The organism is Cryobacterium glucosi (assembly GCF_004402235.1).
GTDB classification, from domain to species: domain Bacteria; phylum Actinomycetota; class Actinomycetes; order Actinomycetales; family Microbacteriaceae; genus Cryobacterium; species Cryobacterium glucosi.
This window is the reverse complement of the sequence record NZ_SOFS01000018.1, coordinates 122,533-143,004: the sequence shown is the minus strand read 5'-3', so window position 1 is coordinate 143,004 and position 20,472 is coordinate 122,533. Positions and strand designations below refer to the sequence as shown.

The 20,472-nt window shown below is 70.5% G+C and carries 17 protein-coding genes; 7 read left to right on the top strand and 10 right to left on the bottom strand.

The window, feature by feature from the left end:
• Nucleotide 1: 1 nt before the first annotated feature.
• Nucleotides 2–1,504, top strand: coding sequence for an aspartate aminotransferase family protein (locus E3O46_RS08340; RefSeq protein ID WP_255454089.1), 1,503 nt, complete (start codon nucleotides 2–4; stop codon nucleotides 1,502–1,504).
• Nucleotides 1,505–1,617: 113 nt separating this feature from the next.
• Here the strand turns inward: E3O46_RS08340 and E3O46_RS08335 are convergent, their stop codons facing one another.
• A complete protein-coding gene (locus E3O46_RS08335) occupies nucleotides 1,618–2,823 on the bottom strand; it encodes a DUF4192 domain-containing protein (protein WP_166791049.1) in 1,206 nt (401 codons plus the stop codon).
• Nucleotides 2,824–2,933: 110 nt separating this feature from the next.
• Between E3O46_RS08335 and E3O46_RS08330 the strand changes: the two genes are divergently transcribed.
• Nucleotides 2,934–4,115: a MarP family serine protease gene (locus E3O46_RS08330; RefSeq protein WP_134561509.1), complete on the top strand. Its 1,182-nt coding sequence runs from the start codon at nucleotides 2,934–2,936 to the stop codon at nucleotides 4,113–4,115.
• Nucleotides 4,116–4,185: 70 nt separating this feature from the next.
• The gene (locus E3O46_RS19010; RefSeq protein WP_134561508.1) at nucleotides 4,186–4,935 is read left to right on the top strand and encodes an RNase H family protein; all 750 of its coding nucleotides are present in this window, start codon (nucleotides 4,186–4,188) and stop codon (nucleotides 4,933–4,935) included.
• A gap of 5 nt (nucleotides 4,936–4,940) precedes the next feature.
• Here E3O46_RS19010 and E3O46_RS08320 read toward each other — a convergent pair whose 3' ends face one another.
• From E3O46_RS08320 to E3O46_RS08305, 4 genes are all read right to left on the bottom strand, one after another.
• A complete protein-coding gene (locus tag E3O46_RS08320) occupies nucleotides 4,941–5,231 on the bottom strand; it encodes a hypothetical protein (RefSeq protein WP_134445888.1) in 291 nt (96 codons plus the stop codon).
• Between the two features lie 21 nt (nucleotides 5,232–5,252).
• The gene (locus E3O46_RS08315; protein WP_134445889.1) at nucleotides 5,253–6,179 is read right to left on the bottom strand and encodes a Pvc16 family protein; all 927 of its coding nucleotides are present in this window, start codon (nucleotides 6,177–6,179) and stop codon (nucleotides 5,253–5,255) included.
• A 91-nt stretch (nucleotides 6,180–6,270) separates the two neighbouring features.
• Nucleotides 6,271–7,380: an o-succinylbenzoate synthase gene (menC, locus tag E3O46_RS08310; RefSeq protein ID WP_134445890.1), complete on the bottom strand. Its 1,110-nt coding sequence runs from the start codon at nucleotides 7,378–7,380 to the stop codon at nucleotides 6,271–6,273.
• Nucleotides 7,381–7,456: 76 nt separating this feature from the next.
• Nucleotides 7,457–8,920, bottom strand: coding sequence for a cryptochrome/photolyase family protein (locus E3O46_RS08305; RefSeq protein WP_134561507.1), 1,464 nt, complete (start codon nucleotides 8,918–8,920; stop codon nucleotides 7,457–7,459).
• 91 nt (nucleotides 8,921–9,011) lie between these two features.
• Between E3O46_RS08305 and E3O46_RS08300 the strand changes: the two genes are divergently transcribed.
• Complete coding sequence (locus tag E3O46_RS08300; RefSeq protein ID WP_134445891.1) at nucleotides 9,012–9,962, top strand: oxygenase MpaB family protein; 951 nt, start codon at nucleotides 9,012–9,014, stop codon at nucleotides 9,960–9,962.
• 17 nt (nucleotides 9,963–9,979) lie between these two features.
• Here E3O46_RS08300 and E3O46_RS08295 read toward each other — a convergent pair whose 3' ends face one another.
• From E3O46_RS08295 to E3O46_RS08280, 4 genes are all read right to left on the bottom strand, one after another.
• Nucleotides 9,980–11,020 (bottom strand): hypothetical protein, encoded by a 1,041-nt coding sequence (locus E3O46_RS08295; protein ID WP_198413704.1) that lies wholly within the window; start codon nucleotides 11,018–11,020, stop codon nucleotides 9,980–9,982.
• 95 nt (nucleotides 11,021–11,115) lie between these two features.
• Nucleotides 11,116–11,793 (bottom strand): MerR family transcriptional regulator, encoded by a 678-nt coding sequence (locus E3O46_RS08290; RefSeq protein ID WP_134445892.1) that lies wholly within the window; start codon nucleotides 11,791–11,793, stop codon nucleotides 11,116–11,118.
• Nucleotides 11,790–12,749 carry an NAD-dependent epimerase/dehydratase family protein gene (locus E3O46_RS08285; protein WP_166791048.1) on the bottom strand — a complete coding sequence of 320 codons (960 nt, stop codon included), beginning with the start codon at nucleotides 12,747–12,749 and terminating at the stop codon, nucleotides 11,790–11,792. Before E3O46_RS08285 ends, E3O46_RS08290 begins: the two co-directional genes overlap by 4 nt.
• Before the next feature lie 109 nt (nucleotides 12,750–12,858).
• The gene (locus E3O46_RS08280) at nucleotides 12,859–14,211 is read right to left on the bottom strand and encodes a M18 family aminopeptidase (RefSeq protein WP_134561505.1); all 1,353 of its coding nucleotides are present in this window, start codon (nucleotides 14,209–14,211) and stop codon (nucleotides 12,859–12,861) included.
• 77 nt (nucleotides 14,212–14,288) lie between these two features.
• Between E3O46_RS08280 and E3O46_RS08275 the strand changes: the two genes are divergently transcribed.
• Nucleotides 14,289–16,817 carry a glycoside hydrolase family 65 protein gene (locus E3O46_RS08275; RefSeq protein WP_241987368.1) on the top strand — a complete coding sequence of 843 codons (2,529 nt, stop codon included), beginning with the start codon at nucleotides 14,289–14,291 and terminating at the stop codon, nucleotides 16,815–16,817.
• Between the two features lie 42 nt (nucleotides 16,818–16,859).
• On the top strand, nucleotides 16,860–17,492 hold the full coding sequence (locus tag E3O46_RS08270) for a DUF2510 domain-containing protein (RefSeq protein WP_134559542.1): 633 nt from the start codon (nucleotides 16,860–16,862) through the stop codon (nucleotides 17,490–17,492).
• A 31-nt stretch (nucleotides 17,493–17,523) separates the two neighbouring features.
• On the opposite strand, the gene E3O46_RS08265 is transcribed toward E3O46_RS08270, so the two are convergent.
• On the bottom strand, nucleotides 17,524–18,246 hold the full coding sequence (locus E3O46_RS08265) for a hypothetical protein (protein ID WP_134445897.1): 723 nt from the start codon (nucleotides 18,244–18,246) through the stop codon (nucleotides 17,524–17,526).
• 59 nt (nucleotides 18,247–18,305) lie between these two features.
• Here E3O46_RS08265 and E3O46_RS08260 point away from each other — a divergent pair, with 59 nt between their 5' ends.
• On the top strand, nucleotides 18,306–20,456 hold the full coding sequence (locus tag E3O46_RS08260; protein ID WP_134559544.1) for a RecQ family ATP-dependent DNA helicase: 2,151 nt from the start codon (nucleotides 18,306–18,308) through the stop codon (nucleotides 20,454–20,456).
• The last annotated feature ends 16 nt before the right edge of the window (nucleotides 20,457–20,472 follow it).

The window sequence follows — 20,472 nt, the reverse complement described above, 5'->3', positions numbered from 1 at the left end:
AATGACACTCTCAGAACCCTTGCTCGAATCCGTTCCCGCTTCGCCCGCGGTCGTCAGCGCTGACGCGACCGGTGCGGATGCCGCCGCTACGCCGGAGGATGCCGGGCCCACCGTCTACACGGACGCCGAGAACGCGGCCATGCAGCAGAAGGCCAAGGACCACCTCTGGATGCATTTCTCACGCCAGTCGGTCGTCGAATCCGGCGCGGGCGTTCCGATCATCACGAAGGGCCTCGGACACCACATCTGGGACTCGAACGGAAAGAAGTACATCGACGGCCTGAGCGGCCTCTTCACGGTCAATGCCGGGCACGGGCGCAAGCGCCTCGCCCAGGCGGCCGCCAAGCAGGCGGAGGAACTCGCGTTCTTCCCGATCTGGTCGTACGCGCACCCGAACGCGATCGAGCTGGCCGACCGGCTCGCCTCGTTCGCTCCCGGCGACCTCAACCGCGTCTTCTATTCGACAGGTGGCGGCGAGGCCGTCGAGACCGCGTTCAAGCTCGCCAAGTACTACTGGAAGCTTCAGGGCCGCCCGACCAAGCACAAGGTCATCTCCCGCAATGTCGCCTATCACGGCACGCCGCAGGGAGCCCTCGCGATCACGGGTATCCCCGCGATGAAGGAAATGTTCGAACCGGTCACCCCCGGTGGCCTCCGGGTGCCCAACACGAACTTCTACCGGGCGGACGAGATGGGCTCCGGCTTCGGCGACGACATCGAGAAGTTCGGCCTCTGGGCAGCGAACCGGATCGAGGAGATGATCCAGTTCGAGGGGCCTGAGACGGTCGCCGCCGTGTTCCTCGAGCCCGTGCAGAACTCCGGCGGATGCTTCCCGCCGCCCCCCGGCTACTTCAAGCGCGTGCGCGAGATCTGCGACAAGTACGACGTGCTCCTCGTCGCCGACGAGGTCATCACCGCGTTCGGCCGGATCGGGAACATGTTCGCCTCGACGACCTTCGGCATCGAACCGGACATGATCACCTGCGCGAAGGGCATGACGAGCGGTTACTCGCCGATCGGCGCGACGATCGTCTCCGACCGCATCTACGAGCCGTTCAAGCACGGCGACACGACGTTCTATCACGGCTATACCTTCGGCGGGCACCCGGTCTCCTCCGCGGTCGCGCTCGCTAACCTCGACATCTTCGAGGAAGAAGGGCTCAACGAGAACGTCCGCACGAACTCGCCGATCTTCCGCGCCGAGCTCGAGAAGCTGCTCGCGCTGCCGATCGTCGGCGACGTGCGCGGCGAGGGCTACTTCTTCGGGATCGAACTCGTCAAGGACAAGGGCACGAAGGAGACGTTCAGCGACGAGGAATCCGAACGCCTGCTTCGCGGCTACCTGTCCAAGGCGCTCTACTCCGCCGGGCTGTACTGCCGCGCCGACGACCGCGGCGACCCCGTCGTGCAGCTCGCTCCCCCGCTGACCATCGGTCCGTCCGAGTTCCGCGAGATCGGCGACATCCTCTACGGCGTGCTCGCGGAGGCCCCGAAGTACCTGTAGGAGTCGCGGGCAGGACACCGAGCGCTGGGGTTCCGCCGTTTCGCTTGTGGTGCACCACCGGCGGAACGGCGGAGCACCAGCGTTCGACCCCGCAGTGCCGCTCGCGTGGTCGATCAGGTGTCACCGGCGTCATCCGCCGGCACCGCGAACGCCCACTCGGGCAGGTGCCCGGCGGAGACGACGGTGAGCAGCAGCCTGGCCATGCCGTATTCCGGGTCGATCGCCAGGGCCTGGTCGATGAAGATCCCGGCGACCGAGCTGCGCCCGAGCGCCCACGACAGCCAGGCGAGCATGCACAGTGGCGCGGGGCGCACTCGTTTCGGAGCTAGCGCGACCAGTGTCTTCAGGAGGTCGATACCGCGTTCGATCCGTTCAGGGTCAGGACGTTGCGAGACGGATCCGAGCATGAGGTCGCCGGTCTGCGCGAGGTCCCCCGTTGCGCCGGATCCGGCCTGCTCCTCTGCGACGATGTCGTCCATGCTGCGGCCGGTCTCGCGCTGGATCGCGGCATACCGTTCGTTCAGTTCGTGCGTCACCCGCCCGATCTCCTCGCCGAACGCGATCTGCAGCATGACCTGGTCGCGCCGGGCCGGGCTCTTCAGCAGGAACAGCAGGGTTGCTGCCTGTTCGGCGTCGAGAGCGGAGGGGTCCCGTTCGAGCGCGGCCTCCGTTGTCGACACCGGGTCGAGGATGTCCCCGACCATGGCCACGAGTTCGGGCAGGTCGGGCGCGTCGGGAACCTGGGACCCGAGGCATTCGTACCGGGTCAGCCTCCTGGCGCAGCGGTCCCGGAGCGCGAGGTCGACCTTCGGCAGGTCGGCCCGGCTCACGAGGTGCCCGAGTTCACGCCGGGCCTCCGGCGGCAGGTCGCGGTTCACCGGGGACTCCGCGATCTCGGACAGCGGCCGCCCGCCCGCCGGGCAGGCGGGGTCGAGATAGGAACCCCAGCCGTCTGCGGCGACGCACAGGGAATCCCGGACGAGGAAGCCGGACAGTTCGGCCCGGCGGCCCAGGATTTCCGCGAAGCGCTCACCGGGGATGCCCGGCACGTCCGCGAACCGTTCGTCGGTGTAGAGGACGGGTACGACGGCGTCCACCCCCTCGATCTTGCACAGCGTGCCGACGAGAGTGGTCGCGACGCGGCGGAGGACCGTGCGTGCGAGGTCGGGTTCCGGCAGGTTGAAGCGCAGGACTCCGCAGGTGCGGTTGCCGCGGAAGGCGACGAGGACCACGCTGCGCTCGGGCTGGAACCCGGCGAGCTGTGGCACGAGGGCGAGGAAGTCGTGGGCTTCCTTGGTCTTCACGATGGTCGGTGTCATGCGGACACTCTCCCGGGGCGTTCCCTCCCCGGGTGCGCTCGCTGGGGATCGGTGCATAACTCGCGCAAGGAACGCAACCTGTGCATAACTCCCCACGTAGTCTTGGAGCTATGCCCATTTCGACCATCGTGGACGTCCTCCTCGTCCTGCTCCTGCTGGGCTATGTCGTCTCCGGCTACCGCAGCGGCCTGATCGGCAGCCTGAGCGGCATCGCCGGCCTCGTCGCCGGCGGTATCGCCGCATACTTCCTCGTTCCGCTCGTCGGAGCCTGGGTGCCTGCAGCGGAGTGGCGCACCGCAGCGACCCTCGCCACCGCCGCCGTCCTCCTGCTCGGCGGCCTGTCGATCGGCGGAACCCTCGGCAGGGTGCTCCGTCCCCGAGCGGCCCGAAGACGGCTGCTCGTCGTCGACCGGGTGTTCGGCGCCGGCATCGCCGTCGTCGTCGCAGCGAGCATCGTGTCGATGCTCGCCTTCAGCATCGGGTCGCTCGGGGTGCCGGTCCTGTCGCCCGCGATCGCCTCGTCGACGGTGGTGCGGTCGATCGACTCGCTCACGCCCGATCCGGTCAAGGCCTTCCTCGCCCAGCTGCGTGCGATGGTCGTCACCGAGGGCATCCCTCGGGTCATCGAGGCCTTCAACGGGCCGGTGCCCACGGTTCCCGTCGTCACCGGCACGAGCGCCGAACTGCTCGCCGCGCAGGATTCCGTGCTCAAGATCGTCGGGACGGCATATACCTGCGGGCAGAACCAGTCCGGGAGCGGCTTCGTCATCGCGCCGGGCCGGGTGCTGACCAACGCGCACGTCGTCGCGGGCGTCTCAGAGCCCGTCGTCGAGTCGGCTGACGGCACGGCCCGCGCGGGAAACGTCGTGTACTTCGACCCGGCGGCCGACCTCGCCGTCATCGCCGTCGCTGGGCTCGATGCCGAACCTCTCGGCCTCGGTGCGGACCTCGCGACAGGAAGCCTGGCCGTGAGCGACGGCTATCCGTACGGCGGACCGTTCGAAACCGGACCCGCGGAGGTCGTCGCGGTCGCACCGGCTGTCGTCGGTGACATCTACGGCGACAATCCGACCTCCCGGTCGATCTACACGCTCGCGGCGGACATCCAGCACGGCGAGTCCGGCGGGCCGCTGCTCAATCAGGACGGCAAGGTCGTCGGCGTCGTCTTCGCGAAGTCGACGGTCACCGCCAACATCGGCTACGCCCTCGCGATGGAGTCCGTCACCCCCGTCGCCGCAGAGGCCGCATCGCTCACAGACTCCGTCGAGCCCGGGCACTGCGTCGTCGGCTAGCTCCACCCGGTCAATGCGAAAATAGGGAAGAACACCGGGGAGCGAGACCGCTCCCCGAGGAGAGGCCACCATGACCATCACCGCTGCCGCCGACGGTTCGGCCCTCGGCAACCCGGGACCGGCCGGCTGGGCCTGGTACGTCGACGACTCCTGCTGGGACGCCGGCGGCTGGAAGCACGCCACCAACAACCAGGGCGAGCTCAAGGCCGTCCTCGAGCTCTTCCGCGCGACCGCGCACCTCGACGAGGACCTCCTCGTGCTGTGCGACAGCCAGTACGTGATCAACTCGGTGACCAAGTGGATGCGCGGCTGGAAGGCCAAGGGCTGGCGCAAGGCCGACGGCAAGCCGGTGCTGAACCTCGAGTTGCTCCAGGAGATCGACGCGGCGCTCGCCGGCCGTCGCTACCGGTTCGAATGGGTCAAGGGACACGCGAACCATCCGCTCAACGAGGCAGCGGATGCCCGGGCCAGGGCCGTCTCCGAGGCGTACCAGCGAGGTGGGCCGATCCCGAAGGGTCCCGGGTTCGTGCGGGCGGGCACCCCGGCGGCACCGGCGGCCCAGACGGCCCCTGCGGTTCCTGCGGTCGGCCCTGCAGCCGGTGCCGCCTCGCGAGAGCCGAAGCCGGCCGTGCGCCGGGCCGTTTCCGCTCCGCCCGCGCGCGCGGCGCATCCGGAGTTGTTCTCGTTCGACGACGCCGCAGACCCCGCCGCCGCACATGAGGTCTCCCTCACGCTCACCGCCGAGCAGCACGCCCGCCTCACCGCACACGCAGCGCGCCTCGGGCTGACGGTTGAGGACGCGCTCCGCACCCTGATCTAGCGGGGTCAGTGGACGGGCAGCCAGCGGCCGTGGACGCGCTCGGTGACCTGCCACGTGATCACTCCCGCGCGGACGCGGGTGCCCGCGAGGGTGTGCGCGCCGATTCGGACCGCTGAGGCCGCATCGTCCGCGGTGAAGCGCACGGTCGCGCGCGCCGAACCGGCCACGACGGCCAGGTCGGACGCCTCGACGGTCGTGAGCTCGGCCGCGGCGGCCGCAGCAGCCGGCAGGACGGAGTCGGGGGCGACCCCGGGTTGCAGGCTGCCGATGGTCATGGTGATCCGGAACGAGGGCATTCCCTCAGCGTAAGCGGGGCTTCAGCGAGCGGGGAACCGCACCTCGACCCGGGCGCGATCGGCGAGCTCGTCGCCGGAGAGATCCGTTAGCGCGATGATCACGACGCTCGGGGCGTTCCCGAGCCGGTCGAGCACCGCTCCCACGTCGATCGCGGCGTACGGGTCGTCGGGGTCGAGTTCCTCGGGGCGCACGCCGAAGACGGCGTCGGCGTCGTCGACCAGGAGTACGGCGCCCTCTTCTTTCACCCGTTCGAACAGCCGATCGAGCGTCGCATCGGTCTCCTCGGGGGACGACGCGACGACACTGTCGAGCCCGACGGTGACGAGGGCCTTGCCGAGCTCGCTCGCAGCGGATGCCGCCGCCGCGGCCTTCGCACCGGCATCCGTGCCGCTGAACACGGCGATCGCCCCGGCGCCCGCGAGCTTCACGACGTCCCGGATCGTTCCGAGCTTCGTGACCCGTTCCGTCGTGTCGAGTGTGAATGACGCCATCACCGCGAACGAAACGCGCAGGGGGGCGGCGGATGCCTGCCAGAGCGAGGTGAGCACCTCGGTCGTGAGCGGAGAGGGGGTGAGCCAGACCTGGAGTTTCTCGCTCGACGTCACGGGAACCGTGAGTACCGGATGCCGTTCGATCGCGGCCTGTGCGGTGCCGAAGTCGCGGTGGCTTGCCGCGTCGGTGTCCTCGATGTCGGCCGCGAAGGCGCTCACGAGATAGCGCAACTCCGCGATGACCCGGCTGGGCCCATGCTGTGCGCTCGCCTCGCGATAGCTGATCAGGCTGTCGCTGTAGAGGAACAGGTTGATCGACGACCCGGTGACCCCGGTGCGTGCGACGTCGAGGCTGCGCGCCGTCACGTTCAGTCCGAAGGGCGACCCGGCGAGCATCGACTGGAGCGCCACAGTCGTGGCCGCGATCACCTGCCCGTAGTTCGAGAGCGAGGACATGGCGACTCCGGCTTCTGGGGCAGTGGACCCGCCCCCGATTTCACGCTACTCCGCCTGACCGCGCAGGTCGAGGACTTCTCGTGCCGCTGGATCAGAAACGGATGTCCGAACTCGACACGGTGAGGTCGTGGAGCACGTCGGGCAGCACCTCCACGCCGATGCCCGGCCCGGTCGGAACCCGGAGGTGGCCGTCCTCGAGCACGAACGGCTTCGTCAGGTCCTGGGCGTAGTAGCGGCTCGAGGCGGAGGTGTCCCCCGGAAGAACGAAGTTGGGCAGCCCGGCGAGCGCCACGTTCGCCGCCCGGCCGATGCCGGTCTCGAGCATGCCGCCGCACCAGACCGGAACGCCGTGGGCGGCCGCGACGTCGTGGATCCGCCTGGCCTCGAGGTAGCCGCCGACCCGGGAGGGCTTGACGTTGATGATGCTGCACGCGCCGAGGGTGATCGCTGCGGCGGCGTCCCTGGCCGACTCGATCGATTCATCGAGGCAGACCGGGGTCTGGATGAGGGTCGCGAGGGCGGCGTGCCCGAGCATGTCGTCTTCTGCGAGCGGCTGTTCGATCAGGAGCAGGTCGAAGGGGTCGAGCCTGGCGAGGTGGCGGGCGTCAGCGAGTGTGTATGCGGTGTTCGCGTCGACCTGGAGCAGCACGTCGGGCCCGAAGCGCTCGCGCACGGCACGCACGGGGGCGAGATCCCAGCCCGGCTCGATCTTGAGCTTGATCCGGAGGTACCCCTCGTCGAGGTAGCCCTCGACGGCGGCGAGGAGCCGGTCGATCGAGTCCATGATCCCGACGGAGACCCCGGCGGGGACGAGGTCGCTCACCGCTCCGAGGTAGCCCCCGAACGAGACTCCCGAGGTGCGGAGCTGGGCGTCGAGGATCGCGGTCTCGAGGGCGGCCTTCGACATCCGGTGCCCTTTGACCGCGGCGAGCGCCGGTGCGACCCGCTCGGCGGTGAGGCGTTCGCCGGCCGCGTTCAGCCGCGGGGCGAGGTGGTCGCGGATCACGAGTTCGCAGCCGTCGAGGAACTCCGAACTGTAGAGGGGCTCGGCCTCCGCGGCGCATTCGGCCCAGCCCTCGGAATCCGCCGTTGTCACGTGCACGAGGAGGGCCTCGCGCTCGGACACCGAGCCGAAGGAGGTACGGAACGGGCTGACGAGCGGCAGGCGCACCCGACGCAGTTCGATGTTCTCGATCTTCATCCCGGTTTCCTCCGTCTCGCGCCCCGGCCACGAGCGCCCTCCCCCTGAATCTAACGCTTCGAAAGAACCCGGGAGCTCACCACACCGTGCGAGAGCGCTCCTGCGCGACGACGGCCTCACGGTCGGCGAGACGTCGCAGTCCGGCCAGCGGCTGGCTCATCCGGTGGTTGCCGCGGATGCGCGGCTCGACCCTGTCGAGGAAGGCCCAGTAGCCGGCCGTGAATGGGCAGGCATCCTCGCCGAGTCGTTTCTTCGGGTTGAACGGGCAGCCGCCGCAGAAATCGCTCATCGTCGAGATGTATGCGCCGCCCGACGCGTATGGCTTGGTCGCGACTATGCCGCCGTCGGCATGCTGGGACATCCCGACGACGTTGGCCGGCATCACCCACGGTGTGCCGTCCACGAACGCCGCAATGAACCAGTCGTTCAGCTCGCCCGGGTGATAGCCGCGCTGCATGGCCTGGTTGCCCAGGATCATCAGGCGCTGGATGTGATGGGCCCAGCCGGTGTCGGCAACGGCGTTCAGCACGTGGCTGACGCACGCCGCGCGCACGCCGGAGCCGTCGAGCTCACGGAACGACCGGGGCAACGGCTCGTGGGCGCCCAGGAAATTGCTGTCGCCGACGTAGTCGGGTCCGAGGTGCCAGTAGAGGTGCCATACCCAGTCCCGCCAGCCCATCAGCTGGCGGACGACCGCCTCGACGCTCTGCAGCGGCGCCGCGCCGCTCGCATGGGCCGAGACGACCGCATCGATCACCTCCCGCGGGTGCAACAGCCCCAGGTTCAGCGGAACGCTCAACCGGGAGTGCGCCATCGCATCGTCTCCGCGCAGCGACGCGTCCTCGAAGGGACCGAAGTCGTTCAGCCGGGTCTCGATGAAGTCGTCGAGGGCGGCCAGGGCTTCGGCCCGGGTCGCGGCGAAGCGTCGCGGTCCGTCCCGGCCGATCAGGGTGATCCGGCCATCCGCCTGGAGCCGGTCGAGGTCGCGGCGCACCTCGGCGTCGATCTCGTCTTCGACCGGGGTCCACGGGTCGGGCAGGCCGAGGCCGACGGCCCCACGGGGCGGCGGGCGGCGGTTGTCGTGGTCGAAGTTGAACCGGCCGCCTTCGGGGTCTGGGCCGCGCATCAGGACGCCGGTCCGGGCGCGCACCGAGCGGTAGAACTGCTCGAGCACCAGCCGGGAGGCCGGTCGGCCCGCCGCCCAGTCCGCGAAGTCGGCCTCGCTCGTGACGAAACCCCTGCTGGGCAGCACGTCGGCCCCGAGTTCGGCCACGAGCGCCCGCGCCCCCCAGCTGGTGGGATCGATCACCTCGAGCGGGCGTCCGGAGAGCACGTCGCGATAGTGCTCCGCGCGCAGGAATTCCACCCGATCGCCGAGTTCCCGCGCCCGGTGCCGCAGTGCGCTGAGGATCAGGTGCGCCTTCGCCCGGTGGTACGGCCGGCGGCCAAGGACCCCGACGGCCTCGACCAGGACGATCGGTCCGCCGTCATCGAAATGCGGTCCGAGCTGGTCGGCGAACAGGAATCGGGGCACCGGCATGGTCGTGATTCTAGAGCCGGGCAAGCGCATCAGATTCCGCCGGTCGTGCCGTTCGGGGCGGATGCCCAGCCGGCGCCGGTTAACCTCGGGTATGGGCAGGTTCACGGACAGCTGGCGGTCGCATCTCCTCTCGACGCTGTCCGGAAACTCCGAGGGACGGCCCTCGTGGGTGGAGAAGATGGAACTCGGCGAGGACGCCGGTTTCTTCGGACCGGGGTCGGCCGCGTGGGCGGTGCACGGCGGGATGGCGACGATGGTCGCCGGGATCCGCGCGCTGCTGATGCAGACCCTGCACCCGGGCGCGATGGCCGGGGTGCACGACTGGTCGCGGTACCGGGAGGACCCGCTCGGGCGCCTCTCCGGGACGATCCAGTGGCTTGTGACGGTCACCTTCGCCGACACGACCGTCGCGACCGACGAGTCGACGCGGGTCGGGCGTTTCCACGACCGGGTGACGGGCACCTACCTCGATGCGGCGGGAGTTTCGCGGCCCTACGCCGCCGGGGACGCCGAGCTGCTCTCCTGGGTGCACATCGTCTTCACGGATGCCTTCCTCGAGTCCCACAAGCTGTGGGGAGGCAGCATCCCGGGTGGCGCTGACGGGTACGTGCGCGAGTGGGCGAAGGCCGGCGAGCTGGTGGGAGTGCAGCACCCGCCGCGGTCGGCGGCGGAGCTCGCCGCCCAGTTGGCCGCCTTCACGGATGCCGGGGTACTGAAGAGCGACGAGCGCGTCGCCGAGGCGGTGCGTTTCATCCGCAATCCGCCGCTGCGGCGCGGGATGCTGCCGTTCTACCGGGTGATGTTCGCCGGTGCGGTCGCATCGCTCCCCCGCGAGTACCGGCGGCTGCTCGGGCTGCGCCGCTCGGTGTTCCCCGTCGTGTGGGCGACCGGGGCGGTTCTCGGGATCGTGCGGATGCTGCTCGGCGCGTCGTCGACGTCGGAGGACGCGGCCCGGACCCGCATCGACCGCATCGCCCGTGCTCGCGTCGCGCCAGAGCCCGACGCTGAGGTGTCGCAGATCGACGTTCCCGGGCCCAGTTAACCTCGATCTGCGACACCTCACGGCACGGCGGCATCCGTGGGCGGAATCGCGGCGCGGGAGGCTGCGGACAGCACGAGCGTCGCCGCCACGGCGACGGCAGCGACGAGCGCGATGGTGAGGGTCGTCACGAGCGCATCGGGGCGCACGATCGACTGGCCCGCGAGCGCCTGGCCGGTGAGGATCGCGAGAACTCCGACGTAGAGCGCGATGACGACAGAGAGCAGCCGGAACCGCACGGTCGGCGGGCGCACGAGCGCCACCCGTCGGGCGAGCACCTCGAGGAGCAGTGCCGTGAGGGGGATCACCTGGAGGGCGTGCATGCCGACGAAGTGCGGAATCCGCAGGTCACCCGCGACGGTGCTCCAGCCGAGGAGCGGCAGCCCCGGGCCACCGTCAGGGACGCCGACGGTGTGGGCGCCGGCGATGCCCTGGAAGTGGTCGAGTTGCGCGGCGGTCGGCCCGGTCATCAGGAAGGCGAGGCCCATCCCGAGCACGGCGATCACGGTGCCGGCCCGGATCGCGAGCGCGCGGGCCGGATCGCCGAGGTCCGTACGGAACAGCAGGAGCGCCGTGACGAGGGCGGCCATCCAGACGAGCACGATGGAGAATGCCATCACCGACCAGAGCGTCGCGGACACCGGGGTGGACACATTGAAGTGGCTCGTGATGCCGAGGGCGGCGTCGCCGACGATGATCACCATTTCGATGACAAGTGCGATCGTCGACACCGTGCCGATCCACCAGGCCAGTCGGCGACGACGCGCCGAAAGGATCCCGAGCAGCCAGGCGAGGCTCGCCGCGTAGACGAGCACGCTGATCGAGAACTTGAGCGGCTTGGCCCAGACCGGCGCGCCGGTGAGGCTGCGCGGATCGACCAGGAGGCCGACCAGGCAGACCACCACGAGCACCGCCATGGCCGCGGTCGCCGCGAGCAGCGGTCGATGCCAGGCCAGGGTGCGCAGCGCGGGCCACGCGGTGATCGCTCGCCGGTTGTCGGCGGATGCCGGCGGTGCCGTGGTGCCTGACGCCGGGGTCTCTGGAAACTCGGGGGTGTTCATGGGGCGCTCCCTGTTCTGTCGGTCGGGCGTGGCGGTGCGGTAGCTCGTGCTGTCGTGCTCTCGTGCTCTCGTGCTCTCGTGCTCTCGTGCGATGTTCAGGGGGTGTGGTCGGGTGCAGCCTCGGGTGCGGACCCCGGCGCGGGCTCGGGCGCCGCTTCGGGAGGCATGCCGTAGCGAAGGGCGGCGATGTGTTCCTGCGCGGCGCGGCGCAGGCCGGAGAAGAGCTTGTCGCCGAGAACGGTGCCGACCACGACGGTCTCGCCCTTCGCGGCCCGGTCGACCCGCGCATCCAGTTCGTCGATGTCGGCCTCGGCGGCCAGCAGGGCGGCGGCGGCGTACCGGTCGAACCAGCCGCGAGCGTCGGTCTGGCCGACCTCGGCGAAGGTGTCGACGACCCGGGCCGCGGCCAGTCGGCCGGGGTTCGCCGCCGAGACATGCCAGCCGGCGGTGAGGGCGTCCACCCGAGCCAGGGCTTTCGCGCTCACCGCGGACTCATCGATCGTCGCCGACACCGAGTGCTGGGCGATCTCGAAGGTCTCCGGCAGCGACAGCTCGGAGTCGATGGCCTCGAGCACCCGCCGGACGGCCGCGACGCTCAGCCCGCCGACCTCGGTGAGGCCGCGAATGAGGCGGATGCGCTCGAGGTGCGACTCCGCGTACAGCGCCTGGTTCGGTCCGGAACGCTCCCCGCCGGCGAGGAGGTTCTCACGCTGGTAATACTTGATCGTCGCGACGGCGGTCCCGCTCCGGGTGCTCAGCTCTGCCATTCTCATCGCTCGTCCTGGGCCTGCAGTCCGGCGGCCTCGAGGGCACGGTAGCTCGCGATGACCTCGGGAAGGGACTCCTCCCAGGGTGTCGCAGCCACACCGAGCAGTCGTTCGGTCTCTGCGGCGTCGACGACGAAGGGGGCGGTGAACTGGTAGTCGGAGTCGTTGGCGGCGCGGATGAACGGCACGAACATCCCCAGAACGCGCAACATCGCTGGGCTGAGCCTGGCCAGGCTCCCGCGGTTGCCCGTGAGTGCGTTGACGCGGGCGGCGAGCTCTGTGCGAGAGAGCGGTTCGGCCGCCGGCACGTGCCAGGCGCGACCCCACGACCCCCGGTAGTCCGCCGCCGCGAGGAGGGTCGCGACGATATCGGCCAGATAACACCAGCTGTGCGGGGCGTCGGGGCTCCCGAACACGCGCGCGGTCTTTCCGGCGATCAGCGGACCGAAGAAGGCGCTCCCGAGCTGGGAGGTCCTGCCCGCGCCCGGGCCGAAGTAGTCGCTCGCGCGCACCTCCACGACCTGGATCTCCCCGCGCTTCGCGGCGGCGAGGGCGAGTTCCCAGCCCTCGGTGCGCACCCGGCCCTTCGGCTCGGTCGGATGCTGCGGCGTCGCCTCGGTCATCGGCATCGGGCTGCCCTCTCCGTAGCCGTAGAGGTTGCCCATCAGCACGAGCCGGGCCCCGGATCGGCGCGCGGCAACGATGGCGGCCCGGAACATCGGCGGCCAGAGCTCCGGCCAACGGTTGTACTGACGCGGTCCGGTCGTGAGGAAGATCGTGGCCGCGCCCTCGGCCGCCGCGGCGAAGGCCTCGGCGTCCGCGGCGTCCAGGATGCGGGCGGTCGCGCCGGCAACGGCGGTGCCGGAACGGGTGGCGACAGCGACGGTGTCTCCGCGCTCGACAAGGGCACGGGCAAGGGCACTGCCGAGATAACCGGCGCCGACGACAAGCTGGGTGGCCATGGAATTCTCCTTCGGGACGGCACACGACCATCCGATCAGATACATGAACTATCTGATAGTGAGAATATCCGATAGTGGAAGTATCCGCTACCCCCTCGTCGGGCCGCCGTCACTCCCCGGGAGCGAAGAAGGCGCCGATCGCCGCGCTCAGTGCGACCGGGTCGGCCACGTGGCAGAGTTCGCGGGCCGAGTGCATCGACAGAAGCCCGATGCCGACGTCCACCGTGTGGATACCGAGCCGGGTCGCGGTCAGCGGGCCGATCGTCGAGCCGCACGGGACCGTGTTGTTCGAGACGAACTCCTGGTAGGCAACGCCCGCCTGCGCGCAGGTGCGGGCCCAGAGGGCGGCACCGGCGGCATCCGTGGCGTAGCGCTGCGTCGCGTTGATCTTGAGCAGCGGGCCCGCGCCGGGGACCGGCAGGTTCACCGGGTCGTGCTTCTCTGGGTAGTTCGGGTGCACGAGGTGTCCGGCGTCGGCCGAGAGGCACCACGAGGTGGCGTACGCACGCAGCTTGTCCGAGGCGGATGCGCCGAGTCCGGCCCCGATCCGGGTCAGGACATCGTCGAGGAGCGGTCCGCTCGCGCCGGAACGGGTCTGGGAACCGAGTTCCTCGTGGTCGAAGGCGGCGAGGACACTCGTGCTCTGGACCACGCCCGCGGCGGCGTCGAGACCGGCCGTGTCGTCGTCCGTGACCGCGAGGAGCGCGACGAGTCCCGCGTGCACGGACGACAGGTTGTCGAGGCGTCCGGCGGCGAAAAGCACGTTGCCGAGGCCGAAGCGCGCGGGGGCCGCGGAGTCGGCGGTCAGGAGGTCGTAACCGGCCACATCCGCCGCCTCGAGCCCGGCCAGGCCGGCGAGGTGGGCGAGCAGGTCCGCGGCATCGAGGTCGCCGACCCCGTAGACCGGGTTCAGGTGGCGCTGGCGGTCGAGGGTGAGGCCGTTGTTGGCGTCACGGTCGAGGTGGATGGCGAGCTGCGGGATGCGCAGGAACGGGCCGGTGCGCACGAGGTGCTCCGTGCCGTCTCGGGTGACGAGGCGCCCGGCGAGTTCGAGCTCGCGGTCGAGCCAGGAATTGAGCAGCGGGCCGCCGTAGACCTCGACGCCGGCCTGCAGCCAGCCCCGGTTGCCGATGGTCGGCTTCGGCTTGAGCTTGAAGCCGGGCGAATCGGTGTGCGCACCGAGGATGCGGAACGGCGACACCGGGCCGACCCCTGCCGGCTGCACCCAGGCGACGACCGCGCCGTCGCGCACGATGAAGTGCCGCCTGGCCACGGCCGCGTTCGCGCCGACCGTGCTGCCCGCGCTGCCCGGCCACTCATCGCGCTCGTCGAGCCGGGTGAATCCACCGGCCTCGAGCCTTCGTTCGAGTTCCGCGGCGGCGTGGTACGAGGACGGCGACGCTGCGATGAAGCCGGCGAGGTCGTCGATGTACTCTGGGTGCGAATCCGGTGCAAAGGTCATCCCCCTATCCAAGCACCGGCCGGCGACGGGCATGCACGAGGGCTTTCGCCGGACGGATGACCGCAGAAGGGTGCGCCATGGTCCCGACCGTCCGGCCGAGCAACACCGCCGATGCGAGCACCGTTCCGAGGCGCCCGCCGAGCACCGTCGCGGATGCCGTCGCGGGCGGCGACGCGGCTGCCGACGCCTGGGTGCTGCGCTTCGAGGGCTTCGACCCGGCCACCGAGGGCGTCCGCGAAGCACTCTGCGCCCTCGGCAACGGATACTGGGGCACGCGGGGCGCTTCCCCAGAGGCTTCGGCGGATGCCGTGCACTACCCGGGCACCTACCTCGCCGGCGTCTACAACCCGGTTCACACCGAGCTCGGCAGCCATTCCCGCGACGATGAGCACATGGTCAACGCCCCCAATTGGCTCGCCCTGTCGTTCCGCATCGGCACCGCGGACTGGTTCCGGCCAGAGGATCCCGGAGTCCTGGACTACCGGCAGGAACTCGACCTCCGGCGCGGCCTGCTGACCAGGGTCATCCGCTTTCGGGACGCCGACCGGCACACGACAACGGTCACCTCGCGGCGTTTCGTGTCCCAGTCCGACCCGCACGTCGCCGTGCTCGAGACGACCTTTGAGGCTGAGGGCTGGTCCGGCCCTGTGACGGTGCGCTCGGCCGTCGACGGCCGCGTCGCGAACCGCAATGTGGCGGCCGATGCCGCGCTCACGAACAGGCACCTGATGCCACGTGCCCGCACCGAGGTCGACGACCGCACCGTGCTGCTCGAAATGGAAACCACCGTCTCGGGCGTGCACATAGCGATGGCCGCGCGCACCCGGGTCTTCGAGGCCGACCCTGCGGGCGCGGATCGGCCAGGCCCACCCCAGGAGATCACGGTGGCCCGACGATTCCTGAGCGAACCCGGCTCCGTCGCGCACGAGTTCGAGCTGCACCTCGAGCCTGGACGCCCGGTCCGGGTGGAGAAGACCGTCATCGTCGGCACGTCGAGGGACCGTGCCGTCGTGTCGGCGCCCTTCGCCGTGACCGCGTGGATGCGCCGAGTCGCCGACCCGGCGGACCTTCTCATCGCGCACGAACGTGAATGGCGCGGGCTCTGGGACGAGTTCGCGGTGAACCTCGACGACAACGAGCACCAGTCCCTCGCGCTCAACCTCAACACCTTCCACGTCTTGCAGACCCTCGCCGGCGTCGACGCCGACCTCGACGCCGGCGTCCCCGCCCGTGGGCTCACCGGGGAGGGCTACCGGGGGCACGTGTTCTGGGACGAAGTCTTCGTCTACCCGGTACTCACCCTGCGCCGCCCCGACCTGAGCCGGGCGCTCATCGGCTACCGGTACCGGCGCCTCGCCGAGGCCAGGGCGGCCGCGAGAACCGCCGGTCTCGAGGGCGCGATGTTCCCCTGGCAGAGCGGCATCGACGGGCGGGAGGTGACCCCGGCCGAACTGTTCAACCCGCGCACCGGCGAGTGGATGCCCGATCATTCCCACAACCAGCGCCACGTCGGGCTGGCCGTCGCGTACAGCGTGTGGACGTACTACCAGGCAACAGGGGACGTCGACTTCCTCGTCCACCAGGGTGCCGAACTGCTGCTGGAGGTCGCCCGGTTCTTCGCGGCCCTGGCCACGTACGACGAGAGCGCCGACCGTTTCGACATCACCGGCGTCATGGGACCGGACGAATTCCACGATGGAGCCCCCGGAGCGCCGGGAACGGGGCTGCGCAACAACACCTATACCAACGTGATGACCGCCTGGCTGATGGCGCGGGCCGTCGACATGGTCGCCGTGCTGAACGGGCGCAGCTGCCGGCCGCTCTGGAACCGGCTCGGCCTGCGCCCGGGCGAGGTCGACCGCTGGCGGCACATCGGCAGCCGGCTCCGGCTGTCGTTCCTGGCTGGAGGGGTGCCCAGCCAGTTCGACGGATACGAGGCGCTCCCCGAGTTCGACTGGGCGGGGTATCGCGCCCGCTACGGCGACCTCGGCCGGCTCGACCTGATCCTCAACGCGGAGGGCGACAGCACGAACAACTACCGGGTGTCCAAGCAGGCCGACGTGCTGATGCTGCTCTACCTGTTCTCGGCCGAGGAACTGCGGAGGCTGCTGCACGGGCTGGGGTACCCGCTGCCGCCGGAGGCCGTCGTCGCCACGGTGGACTTCTACGGGTCCCGGTCCACGCACGGGTCGACCCTGAGCAACGTCGTGCATTCCTGGGTGGAGGCCCGTCGCGACCGGGAGCGCTCCTGGCAGTTCCTGACCAGGGCCCTGGACAGCGACCTCGCCGACATCCAGGGCGGCACCACCCACGAGGGCATCCACCTCGGCGCGATGGCGGGGTCCGTGGACATGATGGTGCGGTGTTACAGCGGCCTCGAGATCCGCGACGACATCCTCTGGCTCCACCCCGTACTCCCCGCGGAGCTCGGTGCGTTCTCGTTCAGCATCAACTACCGGGACCACCCGATCCGGCTCGAGCTCACGTCGACGAACCTGCGCGTGACACTCAGCGCCGGCGGTGCCCCGCCGATCCGGGTACGGGTGGAGGGCCAGGACGCCTGGCTCGCCCCGGGCCAGGTCCGCGATTTCCCCCTGGTCCCGTAGCGGAGGCCCTAGACTGACCGCAATCGACTAGGTGGGGGCACAATGACCGACGGATCAGGCAATTACATTCCGATGCCCGCGGCGGCTCCCGCGGCGGGCTGGTATCCGGACCCCGCAGGCTCCCCTCGCCAGCGCTGGTGGAACGGCGCGGCCTGGACCATGGACCTGCACTATCCCGAGCCTCCCGTCTACGGGCGCCTCGCTCCGACCAGGGTCCTCTCACCGGACACGCCCGTCTACACCGCGGCCATCTGGATCATCACGCTGCTGCCGCTCCTGTCGCTCATCAACGTGGCGTCGACCGACCTCACCGCGGACTTCAACCGGGGGCTGTCGGAGGGCTCCACCGGCACGACGACGTCGGCGACGGATGTCCTCAGCCAGCTCCTCAGCATCGCCGTCTACGCGGCGTCGGTCACCCTCGCCTACTTCGACCGGCGCCGGCTGCTCGCCGACGGGTTCACCCGCCCGTTCCACTGGGCCTGGACCTTCCTCTCCTCCGGTATCTACGTGATCGGCCGCTCGATCGTCGTGCGTAACCAGGCGGGCCGCGGCCTGACCCCGATCTGGGTCTGGACCGGCATCGTCGTCGTCACGACGCTGGTCACCTTCGCCAAGTTCGCCGCCCTCGTGCCGCTCTTCCTCACGACGATCGGGTCGGGCATCGCGGCCTGAGCGGCAGCCGGCGAGCGCGGGTGTTCCGCGGCTAGACCTCGCTCTGCAGGGCCGCGCGGGCGAAGGCGGCCCCGCCCGGGGTGATCGTCCAGTTCAGGTAGTCGCGGGGCTTCCGTTCGAAGACGCCGAGGTGGTTGAAGAGGCGCCACTTGGGGAGCACGACCTGGAACGCGGCATCCGCGGAAAGGCGCTCGCCGTTCTTCTGCCCCCAGCCGATGGTCTCGAGACCGAGCGCGAGCGCCTGCTTGAACAGGGCGGCCTCGGTGAAACCCCGCCGGGCGATGAGCACCAGGAGGAGGCTCGTCGCGTCCGCCTCGACGGGCGAGCGGCTCGTGCGAATGGTGCGCGCGAGGTGCCACCAGAGTTCACGCGGGTTTTCGGCGAGTGCCCGACCCCTGCTCGTGAGCATGAGGCGACCCTTGCTCACCCGCAGCAGCCCGACCCGACGGAGGTGGTCACGCAGCTCCTGCAACGGAAGCATGTGCACCTCACGGTTGACCGTCACTGGCCAGCCCCAGTCGAGCTCCGTCGTCGCCGCGAGCACATCGACCGGCGGCAGGTAGCCGGCATCGGTGAGGCGGATGCCGTCGGCACCCACCCGGCGCAGGATCCATTGCACGTGTCCCACCATCCGCTGCATCGCCCGCTCGGGCAGCAGAATCGTGTCCCTCACGCGGGCCTCGGCGAGCATGAGCCGGAAGCCGGCGATCGCGTCGGGGTGCATGCGGGATTCGAGTTCCTGGGTGACCTTCACGTTGCGAGCCTACCGAGCGTCCCCGCAGAACTGTCAGCGGCACCTGCGAAGCTGGGACGATGACCGACACCCGGACCGATACCCGCGCATCCGCCCGTGAGATTCTCCGCACCCTGGTCGGGCGCGACGACGCCGACTTCCACGAGGGGCAGTTCGAGGCCATCTCCACCCTCGTCGACGACCGCCGCCGCGCGCTCGTCGTGCAGCGCACCGGCTGGGGAAAGTCCGCGGTGTACTTCGTCGCGACCCTGCTGCTGCGCCGCCAGGGCGCAGGCCCCACCATCCTCGTCTCGCCGCTGCTCGCCCTCATGCGGGACCAGGTCGCCGCGGCGGCGCGCGCCGGCGTGCGTGCCGTGTCGATCAACTCCTCGAACGCGCACGAGTGGGCCGGGGTACTCGAACAGCTGCGGAGGGATGAGGTCGACGTGCTTCTGGTCTCCCCCGAGCGGCTGAACAACCCCTCCTTCCGCGACGAGCAGCTGCCCGCGCTCATCAGTCGCGTCGGCCTGCTCGTCGTCGACGAAGCGCACTGCATCTCCGACTGGGGCCACGACTTCCGTCCGGACTACCGGCGGCTGCGCGACCTCATCGCGACGATGCCGGCCGGGGTGCCGGTCCTCGCGACGACCGCAACGGCGAACAGCCGCGTCGTGACGGACGTCGCGGAACAGCTCGCACCCGCGGCGCCGGCAACAGGCCAGGCAGCGGGGCCCGGCGTCGTCACCATCCGCGGGCCGCTCGCCCGAGCCTCCCTGCGGCTCGGCGTGCTTCGGCTGCCCGACTCGCGAGCCCGGCTCGCCTGGCTGCTCAGCCACATCGACGAGCTGCCCGGCAGCGGCATCATCTACACCCTCACCGTCTCAGCGGCCGAGGACACCGCGCGCCTGTTGCGCGAGGCCGGCCATGCCGTGCGCGCGTACACCGGCCAGACCGACACCGCGGAACGCGAGGAGTCTGAGGGGATGCTCAAGCGCAACGAGGTCAAGGCCCTCGTCGCCACAAGTGCCCTCGGCATGGGCTTCGACAAGCCGGACCTCGGCTTCGTGCTGCACCTGGGCGCCCCCTCCTCCCCCGTCGCGTACTACCAGCAGGTCGGTCGCGCGGGGCGCGCGACCGAGAACGCCGACGTGCTCCTGCTCCCCGGTATCGAGGACGAGGCGATCTGGCAGTACTTCGCGACCTCGTCGATGCCGAGCGAGCATAAGGCTGAGGCCGTGCTCGGCGCCCTCGGCGACGCGGGTGGTCGCCCTCTCTCGACGCCGGCGCTCGAGGCGCGCGTCGACCTCAAGCGGTCCCCCCTCGAACTGCTGCTCAAGGTCCTCGACGTCGACGGCGCCGTGCGCAGGGTCACCGGCGGCTGGGTGTCGACCGGGCAGCCCTGGGTCTACGACCAGGTGCGCTACGAGCGCATCGCGGCCGCCCGGCTCGCCGAACAGCAGTCGATGATCGACTACGAACGCACGACCGGCTGCCGGATGGAGTTCCTGCAGCGCGCCCTCGACGACGACACCGCGGTGCCCTGCGGCCGGTGCGACACCTGCACGACCGCGTGGTATCCGTCCGACGTCGCCGTGGCGGCGGCCTCGGCAGCCGCCGCCTCGCTCGACCGGGTCGGCGTGGAACTCGAACCCCGCGCCCAGTGGCCGACCGGGGTCGCGAGCCTCGGGGTCGACGTGCGCGGCAACATCCCGGTTGGCGAGCGTCTCGCCCCGGGCCGCGCCCTCGCCCGGCTCACCGACCTCGGCTGGGGCGGACCCCTCCGTGACCTCTTCGCCGTCCAGGCGGCGGATGCCACTGCGACCGCCGCGATGACAAGCGCCTGCGTACGGGTGCTCGCCGACTGGAACTGGGACGAACGACCGGCCGCGGTGATCAGCATGCCGTCGCGGCGGCATCCGCTTCTCGTCGCCTCGGTCGCCCGCACCCTGTCGGAGGCCGGGCGCCTGCCCTGGCTCGGCTCCCTGGACCTCGTCGGCGGCGGGCCCGAAGGCGGCAGCGGCGGGAACAGCGCCTATCGCCTCGCCGCGGTGTGGAACCGTTTCGAGGTCGGGCCCGAACTCGCCGCGTCCCTGGCGCCCTTCGCCGGCAAGCCGGTCCTGCTGATCGACGACCTCGCCGACAGCCGGTGGACCCTCACCGTCGCCGGGCGGCTGCTGCGCCGGGCGGGCACCTCTGCGGTGCTCCCGTTCGCCCTGGCGCTGCGTTCCTGAGTCCGCGCGCGTTCCG

Coding starts and splice junctions, on each gene's coding strand:
- E3O46_RS08340 (WP_255454089.1), top strand. CDS start 2: ATGACACTCTCAGAACCCTTGCTCGAATCCGTTCCCGCTTCGCCCGCG.
- E3O46_RS08335 (WP_166791049.1), bottom strand. CDS start 2,823: ATGACACCGACCATCGTGAAGACCAAGGAAGCCCACGACTTCCTCGCC.
- E3O46_RS08330 (WP_134561509.1), top strand. CDS start 2,934: ATGCCCATTTCGACCATCGTGGACGTCCTCCTCGTCCTGCTCCTGCTG.
- E3O46_RS19010 (WP_134561508.1), top strand. CDS start 4,186: ATGACCATCACCGCTGCCGCCGACGGTTCGGCCCTCGGCAACCCGGGA.
- E3O46_RS08320 (WP_134445888.1), bottom strand. CDS start 5,231: ATGCCCTCGTTCCGGATCACCATGACCATCGGCAGCCTGCAACCCGGG.
- E3O46_RS08315 (WP_134445889.1), bottom strand. CDS start 6,179: ATGTCCTCGCTCTCGAACTACGGGCAGGTGATCGCGGCCACGACTGTG.
- menC (WP_134445890.1), bottom strand. CDS start 7,380: ATGAAGATCGAGAACATCGAACTGCGTCGGGTGCGCCTGCCGCTCGTC.
- E3O46_RS08305 (WP_134561507.1), bottom strand. CDS start 8,920: ATGCCGGTGCCCCGATTCCTGTTCGCCGACCAGCTCGGACCGCATTTC.
- E3O46_RS08300 (WP_134445891.1), top strand. CDS start 9,012: ATGGGCAGGTTCACGGACAGCTGGCGGTCGCATCTCCTCTCGACGCTG.
- E3O46_RS08295 (WP_198413704.1), bottom strand. CDS start 11,020: ATGAACACCCCCGAGTTTCCAGAGACCCCGGCGTCAGGCACCACGGCA.
- E3O46_RS08290 (WP_134445892.1), bottom strand. CDS start 11,793: ATGAGAATGGCAGAGCTGAGCACCCGGAGCGGGACCGCCGTCGCGACG.
- E3O46_RS08285 (WP_166791048.1), bottom strand. CDS start 12,749: ATGGCCACCCAGCTTGTCGTCGGCGCCGGTTATCTCGGCAGTGCCCTT.
- E3O46_RS08280 (WP_134561505.1), bottom strand. CDS start 14,211: ATGACCTTTGCACCGGATTCGCACCCAGAGTACATCGACGACCTCGCC.
- E3O46_RS08275 (WP_241987368.1), top strand. CDS start 14,289: ATGGTCCCGACCGTCCGGCCGAGCAACACCGCCGATGCGAGCACCGTT.
- E3O46_RS08270 (WP_134559542.1), top strand. CDS start 16,860: ATGACCGACGGATCAGGCAATTACATTCCGATGCCCGCGGCGGCTCCC.
- E3O46_RS08260 (WP_134559544.1), top strand. CDS start 18,306: ATGACCGACACCCGGACCGATACCCGCGCATCCGCCCGTGAGATTCTC.